Origin of the sequence: Nocardia sp. CA-129566 (assembly GCF_050956075.1) — a bacterium.
GTDB lineage: Bacteria > Actinomycetota > Actinomycetes > Mycobacteriales > Mycobacteriaceae > Nocardia.
The window spans coordinates 2,392,079-2,415,112 of sequence record NZ_CP192085.1; the positions used below are offsets into that span (position 1 = coordinate 2,392,079).

Consider the following 23,034-nt stretch of genomic DNA (forward strand, 5'->3'; position numbering starts at 1 on the left):
TCAGTGTGGTGACCGAGGGGGCCCCGATGTCCGCACCGACCGATCCCGATATGACCGACCTTCTCGGCAGACTCGCGCGTGTGCCGAGCGGTCGCCGGAGCAAATGGGTAGTGCTCGGTGTCTGGATCATCGCACTGCTCGCGCTCGGCACCTTCGCCGGAAAGCTCACTGGCGCACAGAAGAACGACAATGTCACGTGGCTGCCCGATAGCGCCGAATCCACGCAGGCGTACAAGCTGGCCGAGAAATTCGGCAATAGCGACCAGGTTCCGGTGGTGCTGGTGTACGAGCGCCCCAGCGGAATCACCGAGGCCGACCGGCTCACGGTCGGCGCCGATGCCACCCGGTTCCGGCAGGTCGAGCATGTGGTGGGCGATAAGCTGTTCGGCCCGATTCCGTCGCAGGACGGTCAGGCACTGGAGATTCTGGTGCCGATCTCGATCGGATCCGACGGCTGGAGCCGCCTGACCAGCGTGGTCGCCGCCATCAATGACGCGGCAGGCGAGCGCCCCGACGGTTTGTCGTTCTACGCCACCGGACCAGCCGGGTACGCCGCCGAATTCGGCAAGGTGTTCGAGGGCATCGACGGATTGCTGCTGTACTCGGCCGCCGCGGTCGTCATCGTGATCCTGGTGGCCACCTATGGTCCGATGCTGTGGGCGTTGCCGCTGATGACTGTCGCTTTCGCACTGGTGATTTCGCAGGCCGCGGTATTCGGCGCGACCAAGTTGGGATTGACGGTCAATGCGCAGAGCCAGGCCGTCCTGACCGTGCTGGTATTCGGCGCGGGCACCGACTATGCGCTGCTGCTGGTGGCCCGCTATCGCGAGGAACTGCGCCGCCATCCCGATAAGCACGAGGCCATGGCGGTCGCGCTGCACCGGGCCGGGCCCGCGGTACTGGCGAGTGGTTGCACCGTGATGGTCTCGATGCTGGCTCTGCTGGTGGCGGAGATGAATTCGACCAAGGGCATCGGTCCGGTGTGTGCCATCGGCATCGCGGTCGCGCTGCTGGCGATGTTGACGCTGCTGCCCGCGCTGCTGGTGATCGTCGGCCGGTGGATCTTCTGGCCGCGCCACCCGAATTTCGGCACCGTCAACGCGACCGAGTCCGGTATCTGGGCGCGTATCGGATTCGCGATCGCCCGGCGGCCGCGCACGGTTTGGATCGGCACCGCACTGGCGCTCGGCGTCCTCGCGTTCGGCGCCACCGGCTTGGAGTCGAACGGGATCGCGAACAAGGACGCGTTCGTCGGCGCCTCCGATGCGGTCACCGGAACCGAAGTGCTGGAACGACATTTCGACGCGGGCACCGGTCAGCCGGTCATGGTCGTCGCCTCCGCCGCGCGTGCCGACGCCGTCGCAACGGCGCTGGGATCGACGCCGGGCATTACCGCGCCGTCGCGGCCGATCATCTCCGGCGATCTGGTCTATCTGGAGGGCACGCTCTCGGATCCGCCGGACAGTCGCGCCGCCGACGCGACCATCGACCGGGTGCGCGCGGCCGTGCACGCGGTGGATCCCGAGGCCAGGGTCGGTGGCCAGACCGCGGTCGTGCTCGATATCGAACATGCTGTGGCACATGACAATCGGGTGATCGTGCCGGTTGTGCTCGCCATTGTGATGGTGATCCTGATGGTGCTGCTGCGCGCGGTGCTGGCACCGCTTCTGCTCACCGCGACGGTGGTGCTGTCCTACTTCGCCGCGCTCGGGCTCAGCCACTGGATCTTCGATCTGGCCGGATTCAAGGGCGCCGACGCTGGCCTGCCGTTGCTGACCTTCGTCTTCCTGGTGGCGCTCGGCATCGACTACAACATCTTCTTGATGTCGCGGGTGCACGAGGAAGCGACAAAGCATCGCACCAAGGCGGGCGCACTCATCGGCCTTGCCGCCACCGGCGGGGTGATCACCTCGGCTGGTCTGGTGCTGGCCGGCACCTTCGCGGTGTTCGCGACCATGCCGGTGGTGACCTTCGCCGAGATGGGCATTGTCATCGCCGTCGGCGTGCTGCTCGACACGGTGATCGTGCGTTCGATCCTGGTCACCGCGCTGACATTGGATATCGGTGATCGGATCTGGTGGCCGAGTGCGCTGGCTCGGCCGCGTATTGCCGCGGCTCCCGAACCGGAGGTCAGTCTGAGCAAGTGACCCGCCGAGGTGATCCCTCGTTTCGGGCGTGTCGCGGGTTAGTTTGTGGCGGTCGATTACCACGCGTTTCGGAAGGAGTGTGTGTTATGACCAGTCCCGGCCCGGCCAAGACCGGACCCGCGCTCAATGACATGACGATCTTCGCGGGCGTTCTGATCCTGATCGCCGGTGTGCTGCATCTGCTGGCCGCCATCGCCGCGATCGCGAAGCGCGACTTGTTCGTATTGACCGAGGACCAGGTCTTCCAGGTGAACGTCTCGGTGTGGGGATGGGTCCATCTGGTGATCGCGGTACTGATCATTACCGCGGGCATCGGCATCGTGACCGGACGATCCTGGGGCTATTGGGCGGGTATCGTGATGGCCTCGATCAGCCTGATGGACAACTTCCTGTTCGCGCCGATGTATCCGTTCTGGTCGCTGGTGATCATCGCCATCGATGTGTTGATCATCTGGGCGTTGGCGCGCGAGCTCGGGTCTGAAGTAGCGCAATAGATTTCGCCTCGGCCCCCAGATCCTTCGAGTAGGGGTCGGGGCCCTGGTCCTCGGCTCACTTCTTTCGCGGAGGTGGTCCGCCCGGGCCGCCACCCGGTCCACCCTGGCCCGGTGGCGTCCCGCCGCCGGACTGGGTGTTCTGTGACTTCTCGGCAACGCCGACGGTGATCGAAACGTTCATGCCCGCGGCCGGAGTGCCGGTGACGGTGGCCATTTCGGCATCCCAGCCGTCACCGAAGACATTGTCCGAGGACAGCGAGATCTGGGACAGATTGGTGATGCTCTGCGCATATGCGGAGTCGGCGGCGTAGACGGTACTGCAGATGTCCTTGGGCAGTGCGATCTGTGCGGTGAGCCGCGCGTTCTGCCCGGCAACGGCGGTGGTCAGTGAGTCGTAGACCTCGAAATGGATATGCGGCCAGCGGCCGGAGTAACAGGCCGGGAAGATCGAGGTGAACCGCACCCTGCCATTGGCATCGGCGACCTGGACGCCGCGCAGATAGTTCTGATCGGCAATGCCCTTACCGTAGAGCGAATATTCGCCGGAACGGTCGCAATGCCAGACATAGACGGCCATGTCGGCGCCCGCGGCCCCGTTCTTCGCCAGATCGCGCAGATCCAGTTCGAGCGTCATCGGAACACCCTGTGCGACACCGGAATACGATCCGAAGCTGGTGGTGATATCGGATCGGACCACGCCGGATTCGATCAGCACATTCGGGCCGTTGGAGCCGTCGCCCGGGTAGGGGCCCGCGGTCTCCTGCGGTGCGGCGGTGACGCTGCCGGTGCTGCCCTGCGCGGTCCTGGCGGTGGTGGTGGATGCCGTGCCAGTGGTCGTCGCCGATGCGCAGCCCGCCGCGACCGTCGCCGCCCCCGCGGCGCCGAAGAAGAACAGGGCGCGGCGACGCGACATCACCGTCAAGTCGTGGGCGAGGCCGAGATCGTGTTCGTGTACCTCGTCGTCGCCGCGGTGCGCGGAATGTGCGCTCACTGTGTTGTCCTTCCGTAGTCGGAGATCGCGCTGTCCACGGTGACGTTATGGACGGGGGCTAGGGGTGGTATCGGTCCTGGCTGTGCGTGCGCTGTGAGTGGTGCCGCCGCCTATCGTTTGCGTGAATTCGTCGGCTGTGGCATTCTTCATCGCAGTTCGGGGGGTTCTCATCGGGGGTATCGCCCAACTCTGTTGTTTCCGTACATGATTGGGGGTATCCATGAACCTGGATTTCAGTGCCGACCCGTTGTTCTCGTGGTATGTGATTCTGTTGCTGGTCAGCGGAATCGCGTTGATCGCCATGAGTTACTTCAAGACACAGAGCGCGGGTATGCGCGCATTCGACGCCATCGTCGGCGTCCTCTTCTTCGGATACGGCTTCTACCTGGCCTTCGTCTTCGATGGGGGCACCTATTTTCTGGTCTTCAAGGCATTCATCCTGCCCGTGATCCTGGTATTCCAGTTCATCAGATCACGGTGGGCGTCGAATGATGCCAGTCGGTCGTAGCAAACGGCACGAGGCACTGATCCGAATTCCGGGCGATCGCCGATAATTCGGTTGATTCGAATATGGAGTTCAATCGGCGGCGGCTGTCAATTGGTCGTCGAGAACGCGTGCGATGATCGCGAGCGCATGTGGTGAGGTCAGTTCATTGTGGGTGACGTCGATATCGTGGTTGATGACGCGGCCGGTGGCATAGGGCCGCCAGCCGTCGGGACCGACCATATCGGAGGTGTCGACGGTGGCGCTGAAATAGAGCAGGTCACCGTCGTAGACCGGTCGGCGGTATCCGGTGCGCGTGCGCGCGGATGCGTTGTAGGAATTGGCCATTCGCTCGATGATCTCGGCATCGATGACCTCCATACCCAGCCGCGCCTCGATGAGGTCGGCCGCTTCCTGGGCGGTCGCCTCGGCGGGGACGTCGTCGATGCCGAAGATCGAGCCGAAGGTATTGACGAACGCGCCCGCCGAGAGCCGTTCGATGGTGTCGCCGTCGATATCGGCGTGGTCGGAGTCCAACAGCGCGACGACGCCGACGGTTTCGCCCGCCGCCTGCAGTTTCGCCGCCATCGCATGGGCGATGAGACCGCCGAAAGACCAGCCGAGCAGGTGATACGGCCCGCTCGGTTGGACGGCGCGGATTTCGCGGATGTAGCGGTCGGCGGACTCCTCGATGGAGCGCGCCGACGGTTCGCCACCGAGATCCGGTGCTTGCAGGCCGTAGATCGGGCGGCCCGGTCGCAGCCGCTCCGCGAATCCCAGGTAGCTCCACGACATTCCGGAGGAGGAGTGGATGCAGAACAGGGCGGGCTCGGTGCCGCCGAGCCGGATCGGCAGCAGCACGTCGAGGCCGAGTCCAGCTGGTGCGGTGGCGGTTTCGCGTGCGGCTGCCTGTGCCGCCAAGGCGGCCGTTTCGTCCGCGGCGGCCTGCTGCGCCGCTGGGGTCTGCGCGAAATTGGCTGCCGCGGTGAGCGCGTCGGACCACAGGGCCGCCAGTTCGGCGACCTCGGCTCGGTCCAGGAGTGTTTCGGGGAAGCGGAGATTCGCGTGCAACCGATCGTCGATGACGACGGCGGTCACATCGATCGCGGACGTGACCGGGACATCGGCATGCTCATCGGGGCGCAGCTCACCGAACTCGTCGGTGGGTGACCAGCCGAGCCCTTCGAGTCCGGCCGGAATGTCGCCGGCCGAGCGCCGACCCAGGTATTCGAAGCCGATCCGGCCCGGCGGTCGGGACGGAAGCTGGGTCACAGCGTCGTTGAGGTAGCGCAGTTCGCCGAATCCGATGCCATTGTCCGGCACCGCGAGCAGTTGATGTTTGATCGCGCGCATCGTCGCGCCCATGGCCGCACCACCGGCGCAGGCGTCGTCGATATCGATCTCGGTCAGATCCAGCCGCACCGGATAGGTGGGGGCGGCCCAGCCCAGCGTCCGACCCAGGTCGGCGCCCGGAATCGCGCGCACCGGTCGGCCATCGGCTGCCAGGCGCAGCAAGGCCGTCGGTGCGTCGACATTGTGGCGTGCGCGCCAGCGATTCAGCGCCAGGGCCAGTGTGGCGAGCAGCGTATCGGTGCCAGTGCCGTGCAGTAGTCGAGGCAAAGTGGTGAGCACCGCGTCCGTCACTGCGTCGGAGACCTCGAGTTCGACCGCACGCAGTGTGTGCGCCCGATCGATCGCCGGATCGAGTTCGCGGTCGCCGACGAGCGGATCGGGACCGGTGAGCACGCGGTGCCAATGGTCGAGTTCGGCGATGCGGCGGTCGGTATGCGCGTCCTCGACGAGGGCGTAGGACCACCGGCGCATCGATGTACCGGTCTCGGCCAGCACCGGGCTGTTCCCAACCGATACCTGTGCCCATGCGGCGATCAAGTCCTGCACCAGAATTCGCCACGACGCGGTGTCGATGGCGATCCGGTGCGTCACGATGAGCAGTCGCCCCGATTTCGTCCTGGCTCCCGCGTCGCCGACCGGATCGAGCCAGACGCATTGCAGCACAACGCCATTCGCGGGGGAGAGCCGGTCGGCCGCGGCATTCAATTCGGTCACGGCGTATTCGCGCAGATCGAGCGAGTCGGCGGCGGCATCGAATTCGATGCGGTGCACCAGTGCGTCGACGTCGACCGATCCGGGCTCGTCGACCCGAAGCTGCCAGCCGTGCTCGGCCTGCCACAGCCGCGAGCGCAGCATGTCGTGCCGGTCGACCACGGCGGTGAGGGTGGCGACCAGTTGGCCGCGCTCGATGCCGACCGGAAGGTCCAGCACCGTGACCTGCGCGCAGCGGTCGAAGTTACCGCCGCGCTCGACCAGGTAGCGCACATTCGGGGTGAGCGGCAGTTCGCCGATACCGCCGCCGGGCAGCTCCTCGAGCGGGACGATCGCGCCCGCGGCATCGACAGCGGCGGCCAGCGCGGCCACGGTGCGATGCTCGAAGACCTGCAGCGGCGTGCACCGGATGCCGCGCAGCTTCGCACGGGAGACCAGCTTGATCGCGAGAATACTGTCGCCGCCGAGCGCGAAGAACGAATCATCGACGCCGACCTTGTCGCGGTCGAGGAGTTCGGCGTAGATCTGCGCCAGGATCTCCTCGGTCGCGGTCGAGGGGGCGCGATATTCGGTCTCCTCGACGACGAATTCGGGTTCCGGCAGCGCCTTTCGGTCGAGTTTGCCGACGGCGTTGAGCGGGATGGCGTCCAGGACGACGAAGGCGGCGGGGACCATATACGCGGGCAGGGCATCGGCGGCGACCGCGCGCACCTGCGCGATATCGAGTTCGACACCGGGCTTGCGGACGAGATAAGCCGCCAGCGCGGTCGATCCGGTGGGGCCGGGGACGCCGAGTGTCACGGCGAAATCGACCCCGTCCGCGCGGCCGAGCACCGCATCGATCTCACCCAGTTCAATGCGCTGGCCGCGCACCTTGACCTGGAAGTCGGTGCGGCCGATGTACTCCAGCTCCAGGGCCTGCCCCGTGGTGCGGGTCCAGCGCACCAGATCGCCGGTGCGGTACATGAGTCCGCCGGGTTCGCCGAAGGGGTTGGCGATGAACCGCGATGCGGTCAGGCTGGGCCGGGCGTGATAGCAGCGGGCCAGCGCGGGTCCGGCGAGGTACAGCTCGCCTGCGACGCCGACGGGCACCGGGCGCAGCCGGTCGTCGAGGACCAGTGCCGCGGCACCGCGAATGGGCGCACCGATGGTGACCGGTGCGTCCGCGACCAATGGTGCGGAACCCGTTGCCCAGATGGTGAATTCGGTCGGACCGTACAGGTTCACCATGGTCCGGTCGAGGCACCAGCGCTCGACGAGTTCGGCACCGACCGCTTCGCCCGCCACCGCGAGCACCCGCACACTCGACACCTCGGCGGGATCGATCGTGGCCAAGGCCGACGGCGTGATCACCATATGCGTGACCTGTTCGGCGGCGATCAGTTCGGCGAGCGCGCTGCCGCCGAAGACCTCCGGCGGTGCGACCACCGACGCGCCACCGGACCCGAAGGCCATCAGCGCCTCGAACACCGATGCGTCGAAACTCGGCGAGGCCACCTGCAATACTCGGGAATTCGCGTCGATGCCGAGTGATTCCCGTTGCGCGGCAATGAGATCGGCGATACCGCGATGGGAGACGGAGACGCCCTTCGGTGTTCCGGTCGACCCCGAGGTGTAGATCATCCAGGCCGAAGTGTCGGGTCGGATCGAATTCGGCGACAGCGCGGCATCACTTGCCGACTGCCGGCGTGCGCCGAGTTCGTTGTCGTCGAGGACGAGCCATTCGGTGCCCTCGGGTAGTAGCGGCCGATAGGCGGCGAGGGTGAGCCCGACTCGCGCACCCGAATCCGTGAGCATGTGATCGATGCGGTCCACCGGATGTTTCGGATCGACCGGCAGGAAGGCCGCGCCGACCTTCGCGGCGGCCCACAGGCCGATGAGCAGTTCCGCGGAGCGCGGGAGACCGAGTGCCACGACGGTTTCCGGGCCGATGCCCGCCTCGAGGAGCAGTCGGGCCAGCTGGTTCGACTGGGCGTCGAGCTCCCGGTAGGTCGTCGTTCGACCGTCGGCGACGACCGCGGGCCGGTCCGGGTACGACGCGGCGGATGCGGCGAGTGCCGCGGCCAGCGTTGTCGTGCCCGCGGTTTCCGGGCCGCGCACCGGAACCAGCTGTGCGCGTTCGGATTCGTCGAGGATATCGATATCGGCCAGACGCACATCGATATCCGAGACGACCGCGGCGAGTACGCGACGCCAGCGCGCGGCGAAGGTCGTCATCGTGCTCGCGTCGAAAAGGTCTGTCGCATACGTCATTACGCCGTCGACACCGGCCGGGCCGTCGGTGCCGAAACGCTCGCGCAAATCCAGCGTCAGGTCGAACTGTGAAGCGGCGCGATCGAAATCCTCTACCTCGAATCGCAATCCGGGCAGTTCCAGGACCGGTTCGACGAAGTTCTGCAGTGACAGCGACACCTGGAATATCGGGTGGTGTGCGGTCGATCGGGTGGGGTTGAGCACCTGGACGAGTCGCTCGAAAGGCACATCGGTATTGCCGAACGCATCCAGATCCGCGGCCCGCACGGTGGCGAGGAGCTGCCGGAACCCGGTCCCCGGATCGACCGGGGTGCGCAGCGCGAGCGTATTGACGAACATGCCGACGAGGTCATCGAGTGCTTCCTCGCCGCGACCGGCGACCGGCGTTCCGATCACCACGTCGTCGGTGCCGCCGAGCCGCGCCAGCAGCACCGCGAGCGCGGCGTGTACGACCATGAACACGCTGACATTGTTCGCGGCCGCGAATTCGACAATGGCGCTGTGCAATGGCGCGTCGAGGGTGAAATCGACGTCGGCGCTGCGCATCGATTGCACGGCCGGGCGCGGGCGGTCGGCGGGCAGCTCCAGCAGATCCGGCGCACCGGCGAGGCTGTCGGTCCAGAAGCGGATCTGTCGGGCCGCCAGCGATTCCGGATCCGACTCGCTGCCGAGCAGTTCCCGATGCCAGAGCGCGAAGTCGGCGTATTGCACCGCGAGCGGCACCCTGGCGGTCTCGGCCCGGCTGGACCGCTCGGAGTAGGCGGCGACCAGATCGGCCGCCAGCGGCGCCATCGATGCGCCATCGGCGCTGATGTGGTGTACGACGAGCACGACGACGTGTACGTCGGCCGGTACCTCACCGGTGGAATCCGAGACCGTCGCGGTATAGCTCGACGACACCGGGGCCAGGCCCGAGGAGGGACCCGATGACACCGGTGGGACACCAGCGGACGGGCTCGAGCTGACCGGCGCGATGCCGGCGGAGTGCTCCGTCGCCTCCAGCACGTTGCTGGCGGAATAACTCGGATCCACGATCCGGAACAGCCCGACCCGCAGTGGCGGCTCGATGGCGAGATCGAATCCGGTGCCGGCCAGCTCATTGATCCGAGCGCGCAGCGGCGCGCCGTCTTCGGTATCGAGCACCGGCATGGGCGGCGCGGCCACCTCGGTGCCGACGACCACCTGACGTGGTCCCTCGGCGTCGACGGGATACAGCGTGCGCAAACTCTCGTGCCTGCCGATCACATCGGCCATTGCGCGGCGCATCGCATCGATATCCAGGTGGCCGGTGAGCCGCAGCGCGACCGCGATGTTGTACGCCGATGAGGTCGGATCCAGCCGATTGAGCACCCACATGCGTTGTTGGGCCGGGGACAGGGGAATTCGGTCCGGCCTGATCCGTGGTGCGAGGGCGAACCGGCCCGGTTTGCCGTCGGTGGCCGGGATCACCCGCGCGGACAGCTGCGCCACGGTGGGCGCGTCGAACAGATCACGCAGCGCGATGGTCGAGCCGAGGGTCGAATTGATCCGTGCGACAACCTTGGTGGCGCTGAGCGAGTTGCCACCGAGTTCGAAGAACGACTGGTCGACGCTGACCCGTTCACTGCCGAGTACATCGCCGAATACCTCGGCAACGGACCGTTCTACGGCAGTGCGCGGGGCGAGATACGGCCGTTGCGCGACCGAGAAGTCCGGCACCGGAAGGGCTTTGCGATCCAGCTTGCCGACCGGGGTGAGCGGGATCGCGTCGAGCACGACGAGATGGCTGGGCACCATATAGCCGGGCAGCTCCGCCGCCACCTGCTCCCGCAGCCGCTCAGTGTCCAATTCGGTGCCCGCGGTGGGCAGCACATAGGAGACGAGCACAGTTGCGCCCGCCGGCCCCGGCTGGCCGATCGTCACCGCGTATTCGACCTGTTCGTCACGGGAGAGCACGGCATCGATCTCGCCGAGCTCGATGCGCAACCCGCGGATCTTGACCTGGAAATCGCTGCGGCCCAAGTACTCCAGTTCGAGCATGTCGTCGGCTCCGATGACCCATCGGACCATATCGCCGGTTCGATACATCCTTTCCCCGGCCGCGCCATACGGATTCGCGATGAAGCGCGCCGCGGTCATCTCGAACCGATTGAAGTAACCACGGGCCAGCGCCGGACCGGCCAGGTACAGCTCACCCGCGATGCCCACCGGTACCGGGCGCAGCCAGGTATCGAGCACCATATTCGACGCGCCGCGGATCGGCCCGCCGATGGTGACCGGTTCCCCCGGCAGCAGTTCGGCGGGGCTGGTCGCGCAGATGCTGAATTCGGTGGGGCCGTACAGATTCACCATCCGCCGCCCGACCGCCCAGCGGTCGACCAGTTCGGGTGAGACGGCCTCGCCCCCGACCCCGAGCACCCGCAGGTCGGTCATGCCGGTCGGCTCCATCGTGGCCAGCGCCGACGGCGTGATCATGGCGTGGGTGATCCGCTCGGCACGCATCAGCTGTTCGAGATCGCTGCCGCCGTAGACATCCGGTGGCGATACCACCAGGCGGCCACCCGTCGAATGCCCTATCAGCAGCTCGTAGACCGATGCGTCGAAACTCGGCGAAGCGACCTGTAGCGAACTGATAGAGGAATCGAGTTCGAGGGCCTCTTGTTGTGCGGTGGCCACATTCGCGATGCCGCGATGGCTGACCAGGACCGCCTTGGGCTTACCGGTGGAGCCCGAGGTGTAGATCAGGTAGGCGGTCTGGTCGATATTGATCGGGCCGCCGCGCTCTTCGTCGGTGATGGGTGCGTCGGAGACGAGCATGACCCGTCGAATCGTGTTCAGGTCGTCGAGCAGCAGCCAGTCGATGGTGCCGGGCAGTGTCTCACCGGTCGCCGTGACGGTCACTCCGATCGGGGCCTTCGAATCGGTGAGCATGTGCTCGATCCGCTCCACTGGATAGCTCGGATCCAGCGGTAGGAAGGCCGCACCGGTCTTGGCGAGCGCCCAGACGGCCACCACGGATTCCAGTGATCGGGTGAGTGCGAGGATGACGAAGATCTCCCGACCGACACCGCGGCCGAGCAGTACCCGGGCGAAGCGGTTGGACCAGGCATCGAGTTCGCCATAGCTCATGGTGAGATCGCCCGCGGTGATCGCGATGGCATCGGGATCGATGCGCGCGGCCGCCGACAGAATATCCGGAAGTGTCTGCGGTGGAACCGATTCCGCGCCGCGCACCGGCAGCAGGGTGGCCAGTTCGGCGTCGTCGCAGTATTGCAGTTGGGAGACGAGGGCATTCGGGTTGTCGGCGAGTTGGGTCAGTAACCGGATGAAGCGATCCAGCAGCGGTTGTGCCGCCGTGATATCGAGCTGGTCGGCCATGAACTTCAGTTTGATTTGCAGCGTGTCGTGCCCGTCTTCGCCGCGCAGCGGAATGACCATCAGGCCCAGCGGGTAGGGCGTCGCGTCGGTGCCCTCGACATCGAGCACCCGCATACCCGCGATATCGAGCGCCTGCGACAGCGCCTCCCGGTCGATCGGATACGACTCGAAGACGGTGAGCGTGTCGAAGAGTTCGGCGAGGCCGACGGCCCGGTGGATGGCGGCCAGCCCCACATGCTGGTGGTCCAGCAGGCGTGCTTGCTCGGCCTGGACGCGGGTCAGCAGGTCGGCGACCTTCTCCGCGGGATCGAGCTGGACTCGTACCGGGAGCGTATTGATGAACAGCCCGACCATCTCTTCGATACCGGGCAGCTCCGGTGGCCTACCGGATACGGTGCCGCCGAACACCACATCCGTGCGCCCGGTCAACATGGCCAGCAGCATTGCCCATGCGGCCTGCACCATCGTATTGACCGTCGCGCCGGATTCGCGTGCGGTGGTCTCGAGCCGTTCGACCGTGGCGCGGGTCAGGTCGCGAGAGATCATTCCGGCCTCGGTCGATTCGATCCCGGCCAGCGTCGGGACCGCGCGCGTCGGGGTATCCACGCCGGCCAGCGACTCCGTCCAGGCCGCGAGCGAGGCCTCGTTGTCCTGCTCATCGAGCCACTTCAGGAACTCCCGATACGAGTGTGCGGGCGGCAGTACGGAGGTGTCGCCCATCGTGACGTAGAGCGTCAGCAGCTCGCGCACCAGCAGCGGCGTCGACCAGCCGTCCAGCAGCAGATGGTGATTGGTCATCACCAGCCGATAGATATCGGCCCCGGTCCGGATGAGGGTGAAGCGGATCAGCGGTGGGCGGTCGAGTTCGAATCGGGTGCGAGCATCGAGGGCGAGGAGGCGGTCGACTTCGCGGTCGCGTTCGTCGGTGTCGGCGATATCGGTGAGATCGATATCGTGCCAGCGGATTTCGGCATCGGCGACGACGAGCTGGCGCGGACCGTCGTCGGTTTCGGCGAAGGCGACGCGCAGGTTCTCGTGCCGGTCCAGCAAGACCTGTGCCGCATTGCGCAAGCGGGCGGCATCGACTGTGCCCGCCAGCGTGAGCAGTGATTGGACGGTGTAGCCGTCGGCGGTGTCGGTGTCGTAGAGCGCGTGGAAGAGCAGACCGTACTGCAGCGGCGAAAGCGGCCAGACGTCGGCGAGATTCGGGTAGGCGCGTTCCCAGCTCTCGATCTGCTGTTGCCGCACCGGGACCAGGTCGAAGTCGGACGGGGTGCGTCCGCCCGCGCCCGGCGAGCTGGCGTGCGCCGCGAGCGCCCGCAGCGCCTGCGACCACAGCTCGGCGAGTTGACCGACATCCGCCTCGTCGAGCAGTCGCGAGGCGTAGGCCCAGGTGACCTCCAGGCCGACATCGGTGAGCACGGCATTGATATCGACCACCGCGGCCAGCGGCGCCGACTCGTTGTGCGTCGCCGCGAAACGCTGTGGCAGCCATGCTCCCGCGTGCCCGCCGGTGAGCGCACGACCGAGATAGTTGAAGCTGAGCTGCGGGATCGGCGTATCGGCGAGGACGGCGGCGGACTCCGGATGCTGATAGCGCAGCATGCCGTAGCCGATGCCCTTATCCGGCACCGCGCGCAGCTGTTCCTTGATCGTCTTGATCGCGGTGCCCGCCGCGCCGCCACCGGCGAACGCGTCGTCGAGATCGATGCCGGTCACATCGATGGCCACCGGGTAGATGCTGGTGAACCAGCCGACCGTGCGGGCGATATCGGCGCCGGGCAGGAGTGTCTCGGAGCGGCCGTGGCCTTCCAAGGTGAGCAGCGCGGTCTTGCGATCGCGCCAGCGGCTCACCGCGAGAGCGAGTCCGGTGAGCAGCACATCATCTGCGCCGCAATGGAATTGGTCGGGCAAAGTGGCCAGTACGGTGTTGGCGATATCCGGGTCGACGGTGGTCCGGTGCTGGCCCATGGTGGCGACGACGTCGACCGCAGGATCCAGCGCAGCCGAGCCGATGACCGGATCCGGGGTGGCCAGCATCCGTTGCCACAGTGGCAGTTCGGCCACCCGCTCGGGCGCCTGTTCCGCTTGACCATGTGCCCACCGCCGGAAGGAGGTGCCGACGGGCACGAGTGTGCCGCCGGTCGCCGCGATCGCCAGGTCCGGCAGCAGGATTCGCCAGGAGACGCCATCGGTCACCAGATGGTGCAGCACCAGCCAGCACAGTGGATCGGCCCCCGCCCGCTCGATCAGCACGAAGCGCGCGACGACACCCGCCTCGGGATCGAGCAGATCCGCCGCCTGTTGCAATTCGCGCTCGTAGCTGTCCTCGGCGTCCGCGTCGGCCGTGACTACATCGATCAAGTCATCGGCGGCTAGCGAACCAGGCTCGACGACCACCCATTCCCAGCCTTGTTCGGTGTGTCGCAGCGTGGAGCGAAGCACATCGTGATGGTCGATGAGCGGTTGGACCGCCGCGCCGAGCTGGTCGCGGCCGAAACCCGGCGGGAGACCGATCAGGACGGCCTGACCGAAGCGATCCCAGGTCGGCCCCTGCTCCACCATGGCGTGCACGATCGGCGTGAGTTCCACGGTGCCGACCCCGCCGCCGGGCAGTTCGGTGACCGTCTGCGCGCTCACGTCGGTCGCGATCGCGGCCAGCGCGGCAACGGTCTTGCGCTCGAACACATCTCGTGCGCTGAAGCCGATCCCGGCGGCCTTCGCCCGCGATACCAGCTGGATGGAGACGATACTGTCACCGCCGAGTGCGAAGAAACTATCGTCGACACCGACCGTCTCGAGCCCGAGGACATCGGCGAACAGATCGGCCAGTGCCGCTTCACGCGGCGTCGACGGCGCCCGGCTCACCACGGCTCGGACACTGAAATCCGGTGCGGGCAGAGCCCTGCGGTCCACCTTGCCGAGCGGGGTCAGCGGAATGCTGTCGAGCACCATGATGACCGAGGGGACCATATAGGCCGGAAGGGTCTCACCGGCAGCGGCTTTCAGCGCCTCGGGGTGAATCTCGGTGCCGGGCTTGCCGAGCACATAGGCCACCAGCGCGGTCGCTCCGGCGGGGGTCTCGGCGCCGATGGTGAGGGCGAAGTCGACGTCGGGCTGCCGTTGCAGCGCGGCATCGATCTCGCCGAGTTCGATGCGGAACCCGCGCACCTTGACCTGGAAGTCGCTGCGGCCCTGGTACTCCAGTTCGTCGTCGGCGGTCCACCGCACCAGATCGCCGGTGCGGTACATCCGCTCACCCGGCGCGTACGGGTTGGCGACGAAACGGCTGGCGGTCAGCCCATTGCGCTGGTGATAGCCGCGCGCGACGCCCGCGCCGGCCAGATACAGCTCACCGACCGCGCCGCGGGCCACCGGCCGCAGCCACGGGTCGAGCACGACAGCGGTGACACCTAGAACAATGCTGCCGATGGTTACCGGTCCGCCAGGGCGCAATGGTCCGCTCAAGGTGACGGTGACGGTGGTTTCGGTGGGCCCGTAGCCGTTCAACAGCGTCCGCCCGGACCAGGTGGTCACCAGCTCCGGCGGACACGCGTCACCGCCGACGACAATCGTGTGCAGGTCCGGCAGCGTCGCCGGGTCCAGGGATCCCACCACCGTCGGGGTGACATTGAGATGGGTGACCCGATGCGCGCGCAGCACTTCGGCCATCTCCTCGCCCGCATACGCCGACGGCGGCACGACGGCGAGCGTCGCACCCGCCGCGAGAGTGACCAGGATCTCCTCGACGGAAATATCGAAACTCGGCGAAACCGCGTGTGCCACTACCGAATCGGCGGTGACACCGAATCCGGCACCGGAACCGGTGACCAAATTCGCCAGGCCGCGATGCGACACCAGCACACCCTTGGGCAGTCCCGTCGATCCGGAGGTGTAGATGATGTAGGCGATCTGATCCAGGTGTAGCGGCCCGCGGCGTTCGGCATCGGTGATCGCCGCCGAATCCTGCGCCGCCACGGTTGCGGCCGTCGCGTCATCGTCGAGCAGCAGCCAATTCACGCGGTCCGGCAGGGACTTTCGCGCCGGGTGCACGGTCAGGCCCGCGACGACCCCGCTGTCGCCGACCATATGCTCGATCCGGTCCGCGGGATAGGTCGGGTCGATGGGGACGAATGCCGCACCGGATTTCGCCACCGCGAGCGTGGCGAGGACGGATTCGGCCGAGCGCGGAATCGAAATCGCCACGGTGCGTTCGGGTCCGGCACCCGCCGCGATCAGCACGCGGGCCAGGCGGTTGGTGTACTCGTCGACCTGACGGTAGGTCATGCTGGTGTCGCCGCTGCGCAGCGCCACCGCCTCCGGGTCGAGTTCGGCACCGGCCGCGAGGATTTCCGGGAGGGTGCGCGGTGCGACCGCCTCGGGTCCGCGCGCGGGCACCAGTCGATCCCGCTCCTGCGGGGAGACGACCTGCACGGTAGATAGCGGGGCATCCGGTCCGGCGGCCAGGAACGTGTGCAGGAACATCAGGAAGCGGGCGTGGTGCGCCGCCAATTCCTCTGTGCTGTACAGATTTCCGTTGCCCTGCAGATCGATGTGGGTGCTCTCGCCGCCCACGCCCGGATACAGGTTGACGAAGATGTCATCGATCAACCCGGACGTCAGCACGTGCAGTCGTCCGGTGACCGCGCCGAGCTGAATCCTGGTGTCCACCATCATCAAATTGACGGCCGGACCGAATGACGACGCCTCGTCCATCGACCAGCCGAGGTCACGGACGATGTCCTCCTGCCGGTACCGTTGTCTGCGCAGCGCCCCGGTCAGCTCGCCTTGCGTGGCCCGGATCACGTCACCGACCGTGGTGGTGGGTGACAACGTCAGGCGCATCGGAACGACATTGGCGACCATGCCGCCGGAGCGGCGCAGCGCCGCCGTGGTGCGTCCCGAAACCGGCAGGCTCAGCACAACTTCGGGTGCACCGGTCATCGCGGCGAGATAGGCGCCGAAGGCGGCCACGATGGCCGGCGCGGCGCCCGAGCCCGCCGCCTTCGCCACGGTATCGAGCAATTCGGCGGTCGGGGCGGGCAGTGCGCCCGAGACCCGGCTCGGCGGCGCGTCGACATCGGCCTCGCGACCCGCCAGGTTGACCGGGTCGGCCATCCCGGCCAGATGCTCGCGCCAGTACTCGCGGTCGGCGTCGAATCGGTCCGAACCGCGGTAGGCCAGATCGGCGTCGACGATCTTCTGCAGCGGTTCGGCCTTGGCGGGCGGCGCCTCGCGGCCCGCGATGGCCGCGTTGTAGATCTCGCCGGTGCGCTGTACCAGGGCAAGCGCGCCCATACCGTCGAGCACGATGTGGTGCATGCGCGAGTACCAGAACCAGCGGTCATCGGCCAGTCGCAGCATGGCCACCGCGACCAACCGGTCCTGCATCAGATCCAGCGGCGCGGAATACTCCGCACGCATCCAGGCATGCGCGGCCGCCTCCGGATCGGGCTGATCGCGCAGGTCGATGACGGTGGGTGCGTCGAAGAGGGTGGTGTCGACGAACTGGTACGGCTGACCCTCGACATCGAGCAGCCGGATATATCCGGTCCCGAATTCGCGTCCGGTCTGCTTGGCGGCCGCGGCGAGGGTGTCGAGATCGAGTTCGCCGACCAGTTCGACGTACTGCGCGATCGAGATAGGCGTATCGCCCGCGATGTGCTGGGCGAACCAGATGCCGCGCTGAGCTGCCGACAGCGGAAACGCGCTGTCGGGCGGTGCGGTGCCTATTCTTCTTCCGCTCGAGGATGATGGCTGTTCCATAAGCACACCTGTGTTCTGACGTCTGACGCGGTTGTGCACCGCTGGTCCCGACCGTCGCGTAGTAGCAAGTTCATTTTGGACCGGTGCCCGGCCGATCGAAGGCGTATTCACCACACTGTGTTCGATCGGCGGCGTTCTCGGGTCCCTGCGGTTTCGTTGCGCTATCGCCCCCCGGCCCGCCGTTCACGCCACAGCGCGCCCGAACTTCACCGGTTCGGGCGCGCAGGCGGAAGAGCAGGTCAGGCGGACTTGCGGATGTTGCGCCGATCGGCGTCGGTGATCGGCGCATCGGAGCTGACCAGGTAGCGCTGCAGCGTCGAGCGGTCGTCCAGGATCAGCCAGTCGATGGCATCGCTGAGCTCGGGACGGCGGGCCTTGGTGGTGATACCGAGGTAGGAGCCGGGGACCGCGTCCGCGTCCTCGGCCACCGCTGCCGGAGTCGCGCCGAGCTTCACCACGGCGGATGCGGCGACCGTTGCTTCGATCTGCGGGTCGATCGCCAGCGCGATCCGCGTGTTCACGGCGGCGCCACGGGCGATCAGCACTCGGGCCAGCCGGTTCGCCCAGCGATCCATCTCGACGTCGGCCAGTGCCCCGGAGTTGGTGGAGACCGCAGACTGATCGAACTCGGCCGCGTTCCGCAGGCGCGGCTGCATCTGGATGACGTTGTAGGCGGGCGATTCGACCAGGGTGCTTGTCATTGTGTATCCCCTCGCAGGTAGGTGCTCTCGGTACCTCTCTAATCTCGCTGTCGGAAGGGGATGGCGACAGCTACCCAAGCGTTGAGCGGCGCACTCCAAGGGTGAGCGAATCCCTACCCAAGGTGTGCGCAGTCGATCGAATCGATCAAGCCACTCGCAACGACTACGGAGCGAGTCTTACGAACGAGGAGTTCGCGGCCCGTCTCGCGTCCGAGTTGTCGAAGTGCATGCGCCGCAGGCGCGAGTCTGAACCGCTGGCCAGGCATCACCTGCAGCGCCGAACTTCCTGCCCTCAGATGACCAGCGCGGAGCGAGTCTTACGAGCGACCGTTCGCGGCCCGTCTCGCGTCCGAGCCGTCGAAGCGCATGCGACGAAGTCGCGAGTCTCGACGGCTCGGACGCGAGACACCAGGGGGCCGCGAACACGCAGCGCCGAAGGCGCTGCAAATAGACACAGTCAGTCGGTGACGAACCCGTTGAGGCTGCCGCGCAGATCGGCGAGCAGGGCCCGGGCCGCGGTGAGGCCGTCACCGTGCCAGACGGTGTCATCCACCGCGAACACCCGCTTATCGGTGGCGGCGCCGAGGTCCTTCCAGGCATCGCCGCGCAGCACCGTCCTGCCGTACCGCTCGCCGGATTCGCCAGCGAAGATGACGTAGATGATGTCGCCCTCGACCTTGATCAGGTCTTTGTCGGTCACGTCGAAGGAGGTGCCGCGTTGCGCGGTCGGGCGCTGCACGCCCACGTCGGCGAGAACCTGGCCCGCGAAGCTGTTACTGCCCTGGACCTGCATCTGGTCGGCGGTGAAGCGCACCGCCGAGGCCTGACTCTGGCTGGCGGCCAGCACATTACCCGTTTCCCTGGCCTCGGCGCGGTAGTTCTCCAGTGCGGTGACCGCGGCCCCGCGGCGGCCGAGACCCGCTGCGAGCGTAGTGAATTCGGTCTGCCAGCCGCTGGCGGAATCGGCGAGTACAGTGGGCGCGATTGCCTGCAGCGCGGTGAAACCGCTTGCGCCAGCGGAGGTATCGCCGATGATCAGATCGGGATGCAGGGCGGCGATCTGCCCGAGATCGGGCTGTGCGGCCGAACCGACGGCGGGAATCTTCAGCACGCCGTAGCCGAGATACATCGGCTGTGGGCGCGGTCCGTCGATCGGCACCGCGCCGACGACGCGCTCCCACAGGCCGACCGCGCAGGTGGCGTCCAGTGCCGAGGTGGACAGCACTACAACCCGCTGCGGATCGGCGGGCACCTCGGAGGTACCCGCGGCGTGGGTGACGGTGCGGGTCTTGCCGTTCGACGGATCGGGTGCGCTCGGCAACGGGCACGCCTGCGAGGTGTCGCGGTCGAGCCCGACCACGCCCGCACCCGCGATATTCGTCGTGGTGCGCACGATCGAGCTGGCATCGTCGTTCTGGCTGCAGCCCGCGACGAGCAGTGCGGCGCAGAGTAGGGCGACCGCGGTGCCCCGGTGCCGGACCGCGCGATTCCAGGCGGTGCCGTATCGGAAGGAGGCAGTGCAGTTTCGAGCGACCTGCAAGCAGTCGCTAGCGGTGCGGTTTCGGGTGCGAACAGGGGCGCTCACCGGCATGCGGGTGAGGGTACCGGGTGCCGCGGGTCCCGGGACGCGAGGCCACCACGGCACGGCCGCTACCTCCGGGCATGCGGCCGAAACCACACGGAATCCCACTGTTGGGGAGGTGATTCCGCGTGGTCGTCGCCCTAGCTCATTTGCTGTTGCCGCCGATGCTGAAGCGAGCACCGGTGGGGTCGGCGACCTGAGCCGATCGCCCATAGGGGGAATCCTGCGGCGGGGACAGCACCGTGCCGCCCAGTTCGACGACCTTGGCGACCGCCGCGTCGACATCGTCGGCGCCGAAGTAGATGGTCCAGCCCGCCGGTACGCCCTCGGGCAGCAAGGCGGAGGCGTCCATCACACCGCCCAGCATCGGGGTGGTGGCGTGGATGGTGGTGTAGCGGAACTCCGGGGTGTCGGAGATGGTGAAGGTATCGCTCCAGCCGAAGACCTCGCGGTAGAAGGCGAGGGCGCCCGCGTAGTCGCGGGTGTGCAGTTCGAACCAGGATGGGCTGCCCGCATGGTCGCTCCACGTGCCGCCCGAGACGATGCCGATGGTCTGGAAACCGGCGAATTCGCCCGCTTGCCAAATACCGACGCCAGCACCGCTGGTGTCGCCGAGCACCGCCATCGCGCCGAGTTCGCCGACATCCATCGGCGGAACCACGACCGTGCCGCCGTGTGCGACGGCCGCGTCGGCGGTGGCCTTGGCATCGGCCGCGGCGAGGTAGACAGTCCATTGATCAGGGCCTTCGACACTGTCGGCCGTCTTGCCCATGCCGCCCGCGACGGCCTTGCCGTCCTTGTGGAAGGTGATATAGCCGCCGAACTCCTCGCCAGCGCGCTCGGCGGTCCAGCCGAACAGTCGGCCGTAGAAATCGATGGCCCGATCGGGATCGGAGGTATAGATATCGACCCAGCAGGGGTCGCCGATCTTCGGTGCGGGCCCGCCCGGCGCCCGACCACCACCCCTCATCGAATCGCTGCGCGATGCTGTACTCATAACGGTCTCCTTGGAGCTAGCACAGGTGGAACGCTGTCACCGATAGAGACGTCGGCCGCCCTGGAAAGTCATCGGTCGTGACTGCGCGCAGGTCACACGGATGCGTCGGCTCGGGCGGTGCCGATCTCATGATCGCCGGATGCGCGGGCAACTGCGCCCGAACGGGGAAATACGACGCTGAGTAGGACCCGTGCGGAATGCTGCGGCAGCACGGTTTACGATCTCAGGAGCGCAAGCGAACTCCTCGTCTGCTCCCGGTAGTGGGACGGATGCGAGCAGCGGAGCCTGCGGAGCGACCTAAAGGCACCTTTCAGGAGGATCAGTGACTGCCGTAGAGCCAAAGCCAGTCCCTCAGTTGGAAGCGACTCGGCCGTATCCGGCTCGGACCGGGCCGAAGGGCTCGTTCATCGTCAAGATGGTCACCACCACTGACCCCAAGGTCCTCGGTGTCATGTACCTGACCACCTCGATGGCGTTCTTCCTCATCGGTGGTCTGATGGCCCTGCTGATGCGTGGTGAGCTGGCCCGTCCGGGCCTGCAGTTCCTCTCGCCCGAGCAGTTCAACCAGCTGTTCACCATGCACGGCACGATCATGCTGCTGTTCTACGCGACCGCGATCGTGTTCGGCTTCGCCAACATCATCCTGCCGCTGCAGATCGGCGCCCCCGACGTCGCCTTCCCGCGACTGAACGCCTTCAGCTACTGGCTGTACGCATTCGGCGCGACCATGGCGACCGCGGGCTTCATCACCCCCGGTGGCGCCGCGGACTTCGGCTGGACGGCGTACGTGCCGCTGACCGACATCCTGCACTCGCCGGGCGTCGGCACCGACCTGTGGATCCTTGGCCTCGCGGTTTCCGGTCTTGGCACCATCCTCGGTGGCGTCAACATGCTGACCACCGTCGTCTGCCTGCGCGCACCGGGTATGACCATGTTCCGGATGCCGATCTTCACCTGGAACATCGCCGTCACCAGCGTGCTGGTACTGCTCGCCTTCCCGCTGCTGACCGCCGCGCTGTTCGGCCTGGCCTACGACCGCCACCTCGGCGGCCACATCTACGATCCGGCCACCGGCGGCATCCTGCTCTACCAGCACCTGTTCTGGTTCTTCGGCCACCCCGAGGTGTACATCATCGCGCTGCCGTTCTTCGGCATCGTGTCCGAGATCTTCCCGGTCTTTTCGCGTAAGCCGATCTTCGGTTACACCACCCTGGTGTACGCGACCCTGGGCATCGCGGCGCTGTCGATCGCGGTGTGGGCGCACCACATGTACGCCACCGGCGCCGTGCTGCTGCCGTACTTCTCGTTCATGACCTTCCTGATCGCGGTCCCGACCGGCGTGAAGTTCTTCAACTGGATCGGCACCATGTGGCGCGGACAGCTGACCTTCGAAACGCCGATGCTGTTCTCCATCGGCTTCCTCGTCACCTTCCTCTTCGGCGGTCTGTCCGGCGTCATCCTGGCCTCGCCGCCGCTGGACTTCCAGGTCACCGACTCGTACTTCGTCGTGGCGCACTTCCACTACGTGCTCTTCGGCACCATCGTGTTCGCCACCTACGCCGGTATCTACTTCTGGTTCCCGAAGATGACCGGCCGCATGATGGACGAGCGCCTGGGCAAGTGGCACTTCTGGACCACCTTCGTGGGCTTCCACACCACCTTCCTGGTGCAGCACTGGCTGGGTGCCGAGGGCATGCCGCGTCGTTACGCCGACTACCTGCCCAGCGACGGATTCACCACGCTGAACACCATTTCCACGATCGGCGCCTTCATCCTGGGCGCGTCGATGCTGCCGTTCATCTGGAACGTCTTCAAGAGCTACCGCTACGGCGAGGTCGTCACCGTGGACGATCCGTGGGGTTACGGCAACTCGCTGGAGTGGGCCACCACCTGCCCGCCGCCACGGCACAACTTCTACGAGCTGCCCCGAATCCGTTCCGAGCGCCCCGCCTTCGAACTGCACTACCCGCACATGGTCGAGCGGATGCGGGCCGAGGCGCATGTGGGCTGGGGCTCGGGCAAGCATGCCACCGAGGTGCACGAAGGCGCCTTGGCAAAGCACTAGCATTTTCGATCGACGAGTGTGCACCTGCTGGTCATCAGTGGGTGCACACTCGTTTGTGCAGGAGTACATCGACCGAAGTGTTGCGACATCGGGGTCCAGCACAGCAGCGGCAAACGACTAGCTTGGAGCACCT

General features: G+C 66.8%; 9 protein-coding genes. 4 read left to right on the plus strand and 5 right to left on the minus strand.

Annotated elements, in window-relative coordinates; all coding sequences use genetic code 11:
- The first annotated feature begins 26 nt into the window (after positions 1-26).
- Both ACQP0C_RS10725 and ACQP0C_RS10730 read left to right on the plus strand, forming a co-directional pair.
- Complete coding sequence (locus tag ACQP0C_RS10725; RefSeq protein WP_433732785.1) at positions 27-2,147, plus strand: MMPL family transporter; 2,121 nt, start codon at positions 27-29, stop codon at positions 2,145-2,147.
- Between the two features lie 86 nt (positions 2,148-2,233).
- Positions 2,234-2,641 carry a DUF7144 family membrane protein gene (locus ACQP0C_RS10730; RefSeq protein WP_433732786.1) on the plus strand — a complete coding sequence of 136 codons (408 nt, stop codon included), beginning with the start codon at positions 2,234-2,236 and terminating at the stop codon, positions 2,639-2,641.
- Positions 2,642-2,696: 55 nt separating this feature from the next.
- Here the strand turns inward: ACQP0C_RS10730 and ACQP0C_RS10735 are convergent, their stop codons facing one another.
- The gene (locus tag ACQP0C_RS10735) at positions 2,697-3,554 is read right to left on the minus strand and encodes a dioxygenase (protein WP_433734501.1); all 858 of its coding nucleotides are present in this window, start codon (positions 3,552-3,554) and stop codon (positions 2,697-2,699) included.
- A 298-nt stretch (positions 3,555-3,852) separates the two neighbouring features.
- Between ACQP0C_RS10735 and ACQP0C_RS10740 the strand changes: the two genes are divergently transcribed.
- A complete protein-coding gene (locus ACQP0C_RS10740) occupies positions 3,853-4,140 on the plus strand; it encodes a hypothetical protein (protein ID WP_433732787.1) in 288 nt (95 codons plus the stop codon).
- A gap of 69 nt (positions 4,141-4,209) precedes the next feature.
- On the opposite strand, the gene ACQP0C_RS10745 is transcribed toward ACQP0C_RS10740, so the two are convergent.
- The 4 genes from ACQP0C_RS10745 to ACQP0C_RS10760 all read right to left on the minus strand — a co-directional run bounded on the left by ACQP0C_RS10745 (position 4,210) and on the right by ACQP0C_RS10760 (position 20,809).
- Positions 4,210-17,556 carry an amino acid adenylation domain-containing protein gene (locus ACQP0C_RS10745; protein ID WP_433732788.1) on the minus strand — a complete coding sequence of 4,449 codons (13,347 nt, stop codon included), beginning with the start codon at positions 17,554-17,556 and terminating at the stop codon, positions 4,210-4,212.
- A gap of 239 nt (positions 17,557-17,795) precedes the next feature.
- Positions 17,796-18,257, minus strand: coding sequence for an AMP-binding protein (locus ACQP0C_RS10750; RefSeq protein ID WP_433732789.1), 462 nt, complete (start codon positions 18,255-18,257; stop codon positions 17,796-17,798).
- 457 nt (positions 18,258-18,714) lie between these two features.
- Positions 18,715-19,848, minus strand: a complete 1,134-nt coding sequence (locus tag ACQP0C_RS10755) for an ABC transporter substrate-binding protein (protein ID WP_433732790.1) — start codon at positions 19,846-19,848, stop codon at positions 18,715-18,717.
- Positions 19,849-19,984: 136 nt separating this feature from the next.
- Positions 19,985-20,809: a VOC family protein gene (locus tag ACQP0C_RS10760; protein WP_433734502.1), complete on the minus strand. Its 825-nt coding sequence runs from the start codon at positions 20,807-20,809 to the stop codon at positions 19,985-19,987.
- A 349-nt stretch (positions 20,810-21,158) separates the two neighbouring features.
- Between ACQP0C_RS10760 and ctaD the strand changes: the two genes are divergently transcribed.
- Positions 21,159-22,901: an aa3-type cytochrome oxidase subunit I gene (gene ctaD / locus ACQP0C_RS10765; RefSeq protein ID WP_433683489.1), complete on the plus strand. Its 1,743-nt coding sequence runs from the start codon at positions 21,159-21,161 to the stop codon at positions 22,899-22,901.
- The last annotated feature ends 133 nt before the right edge of the window (positions 22,902-23,034 follow it).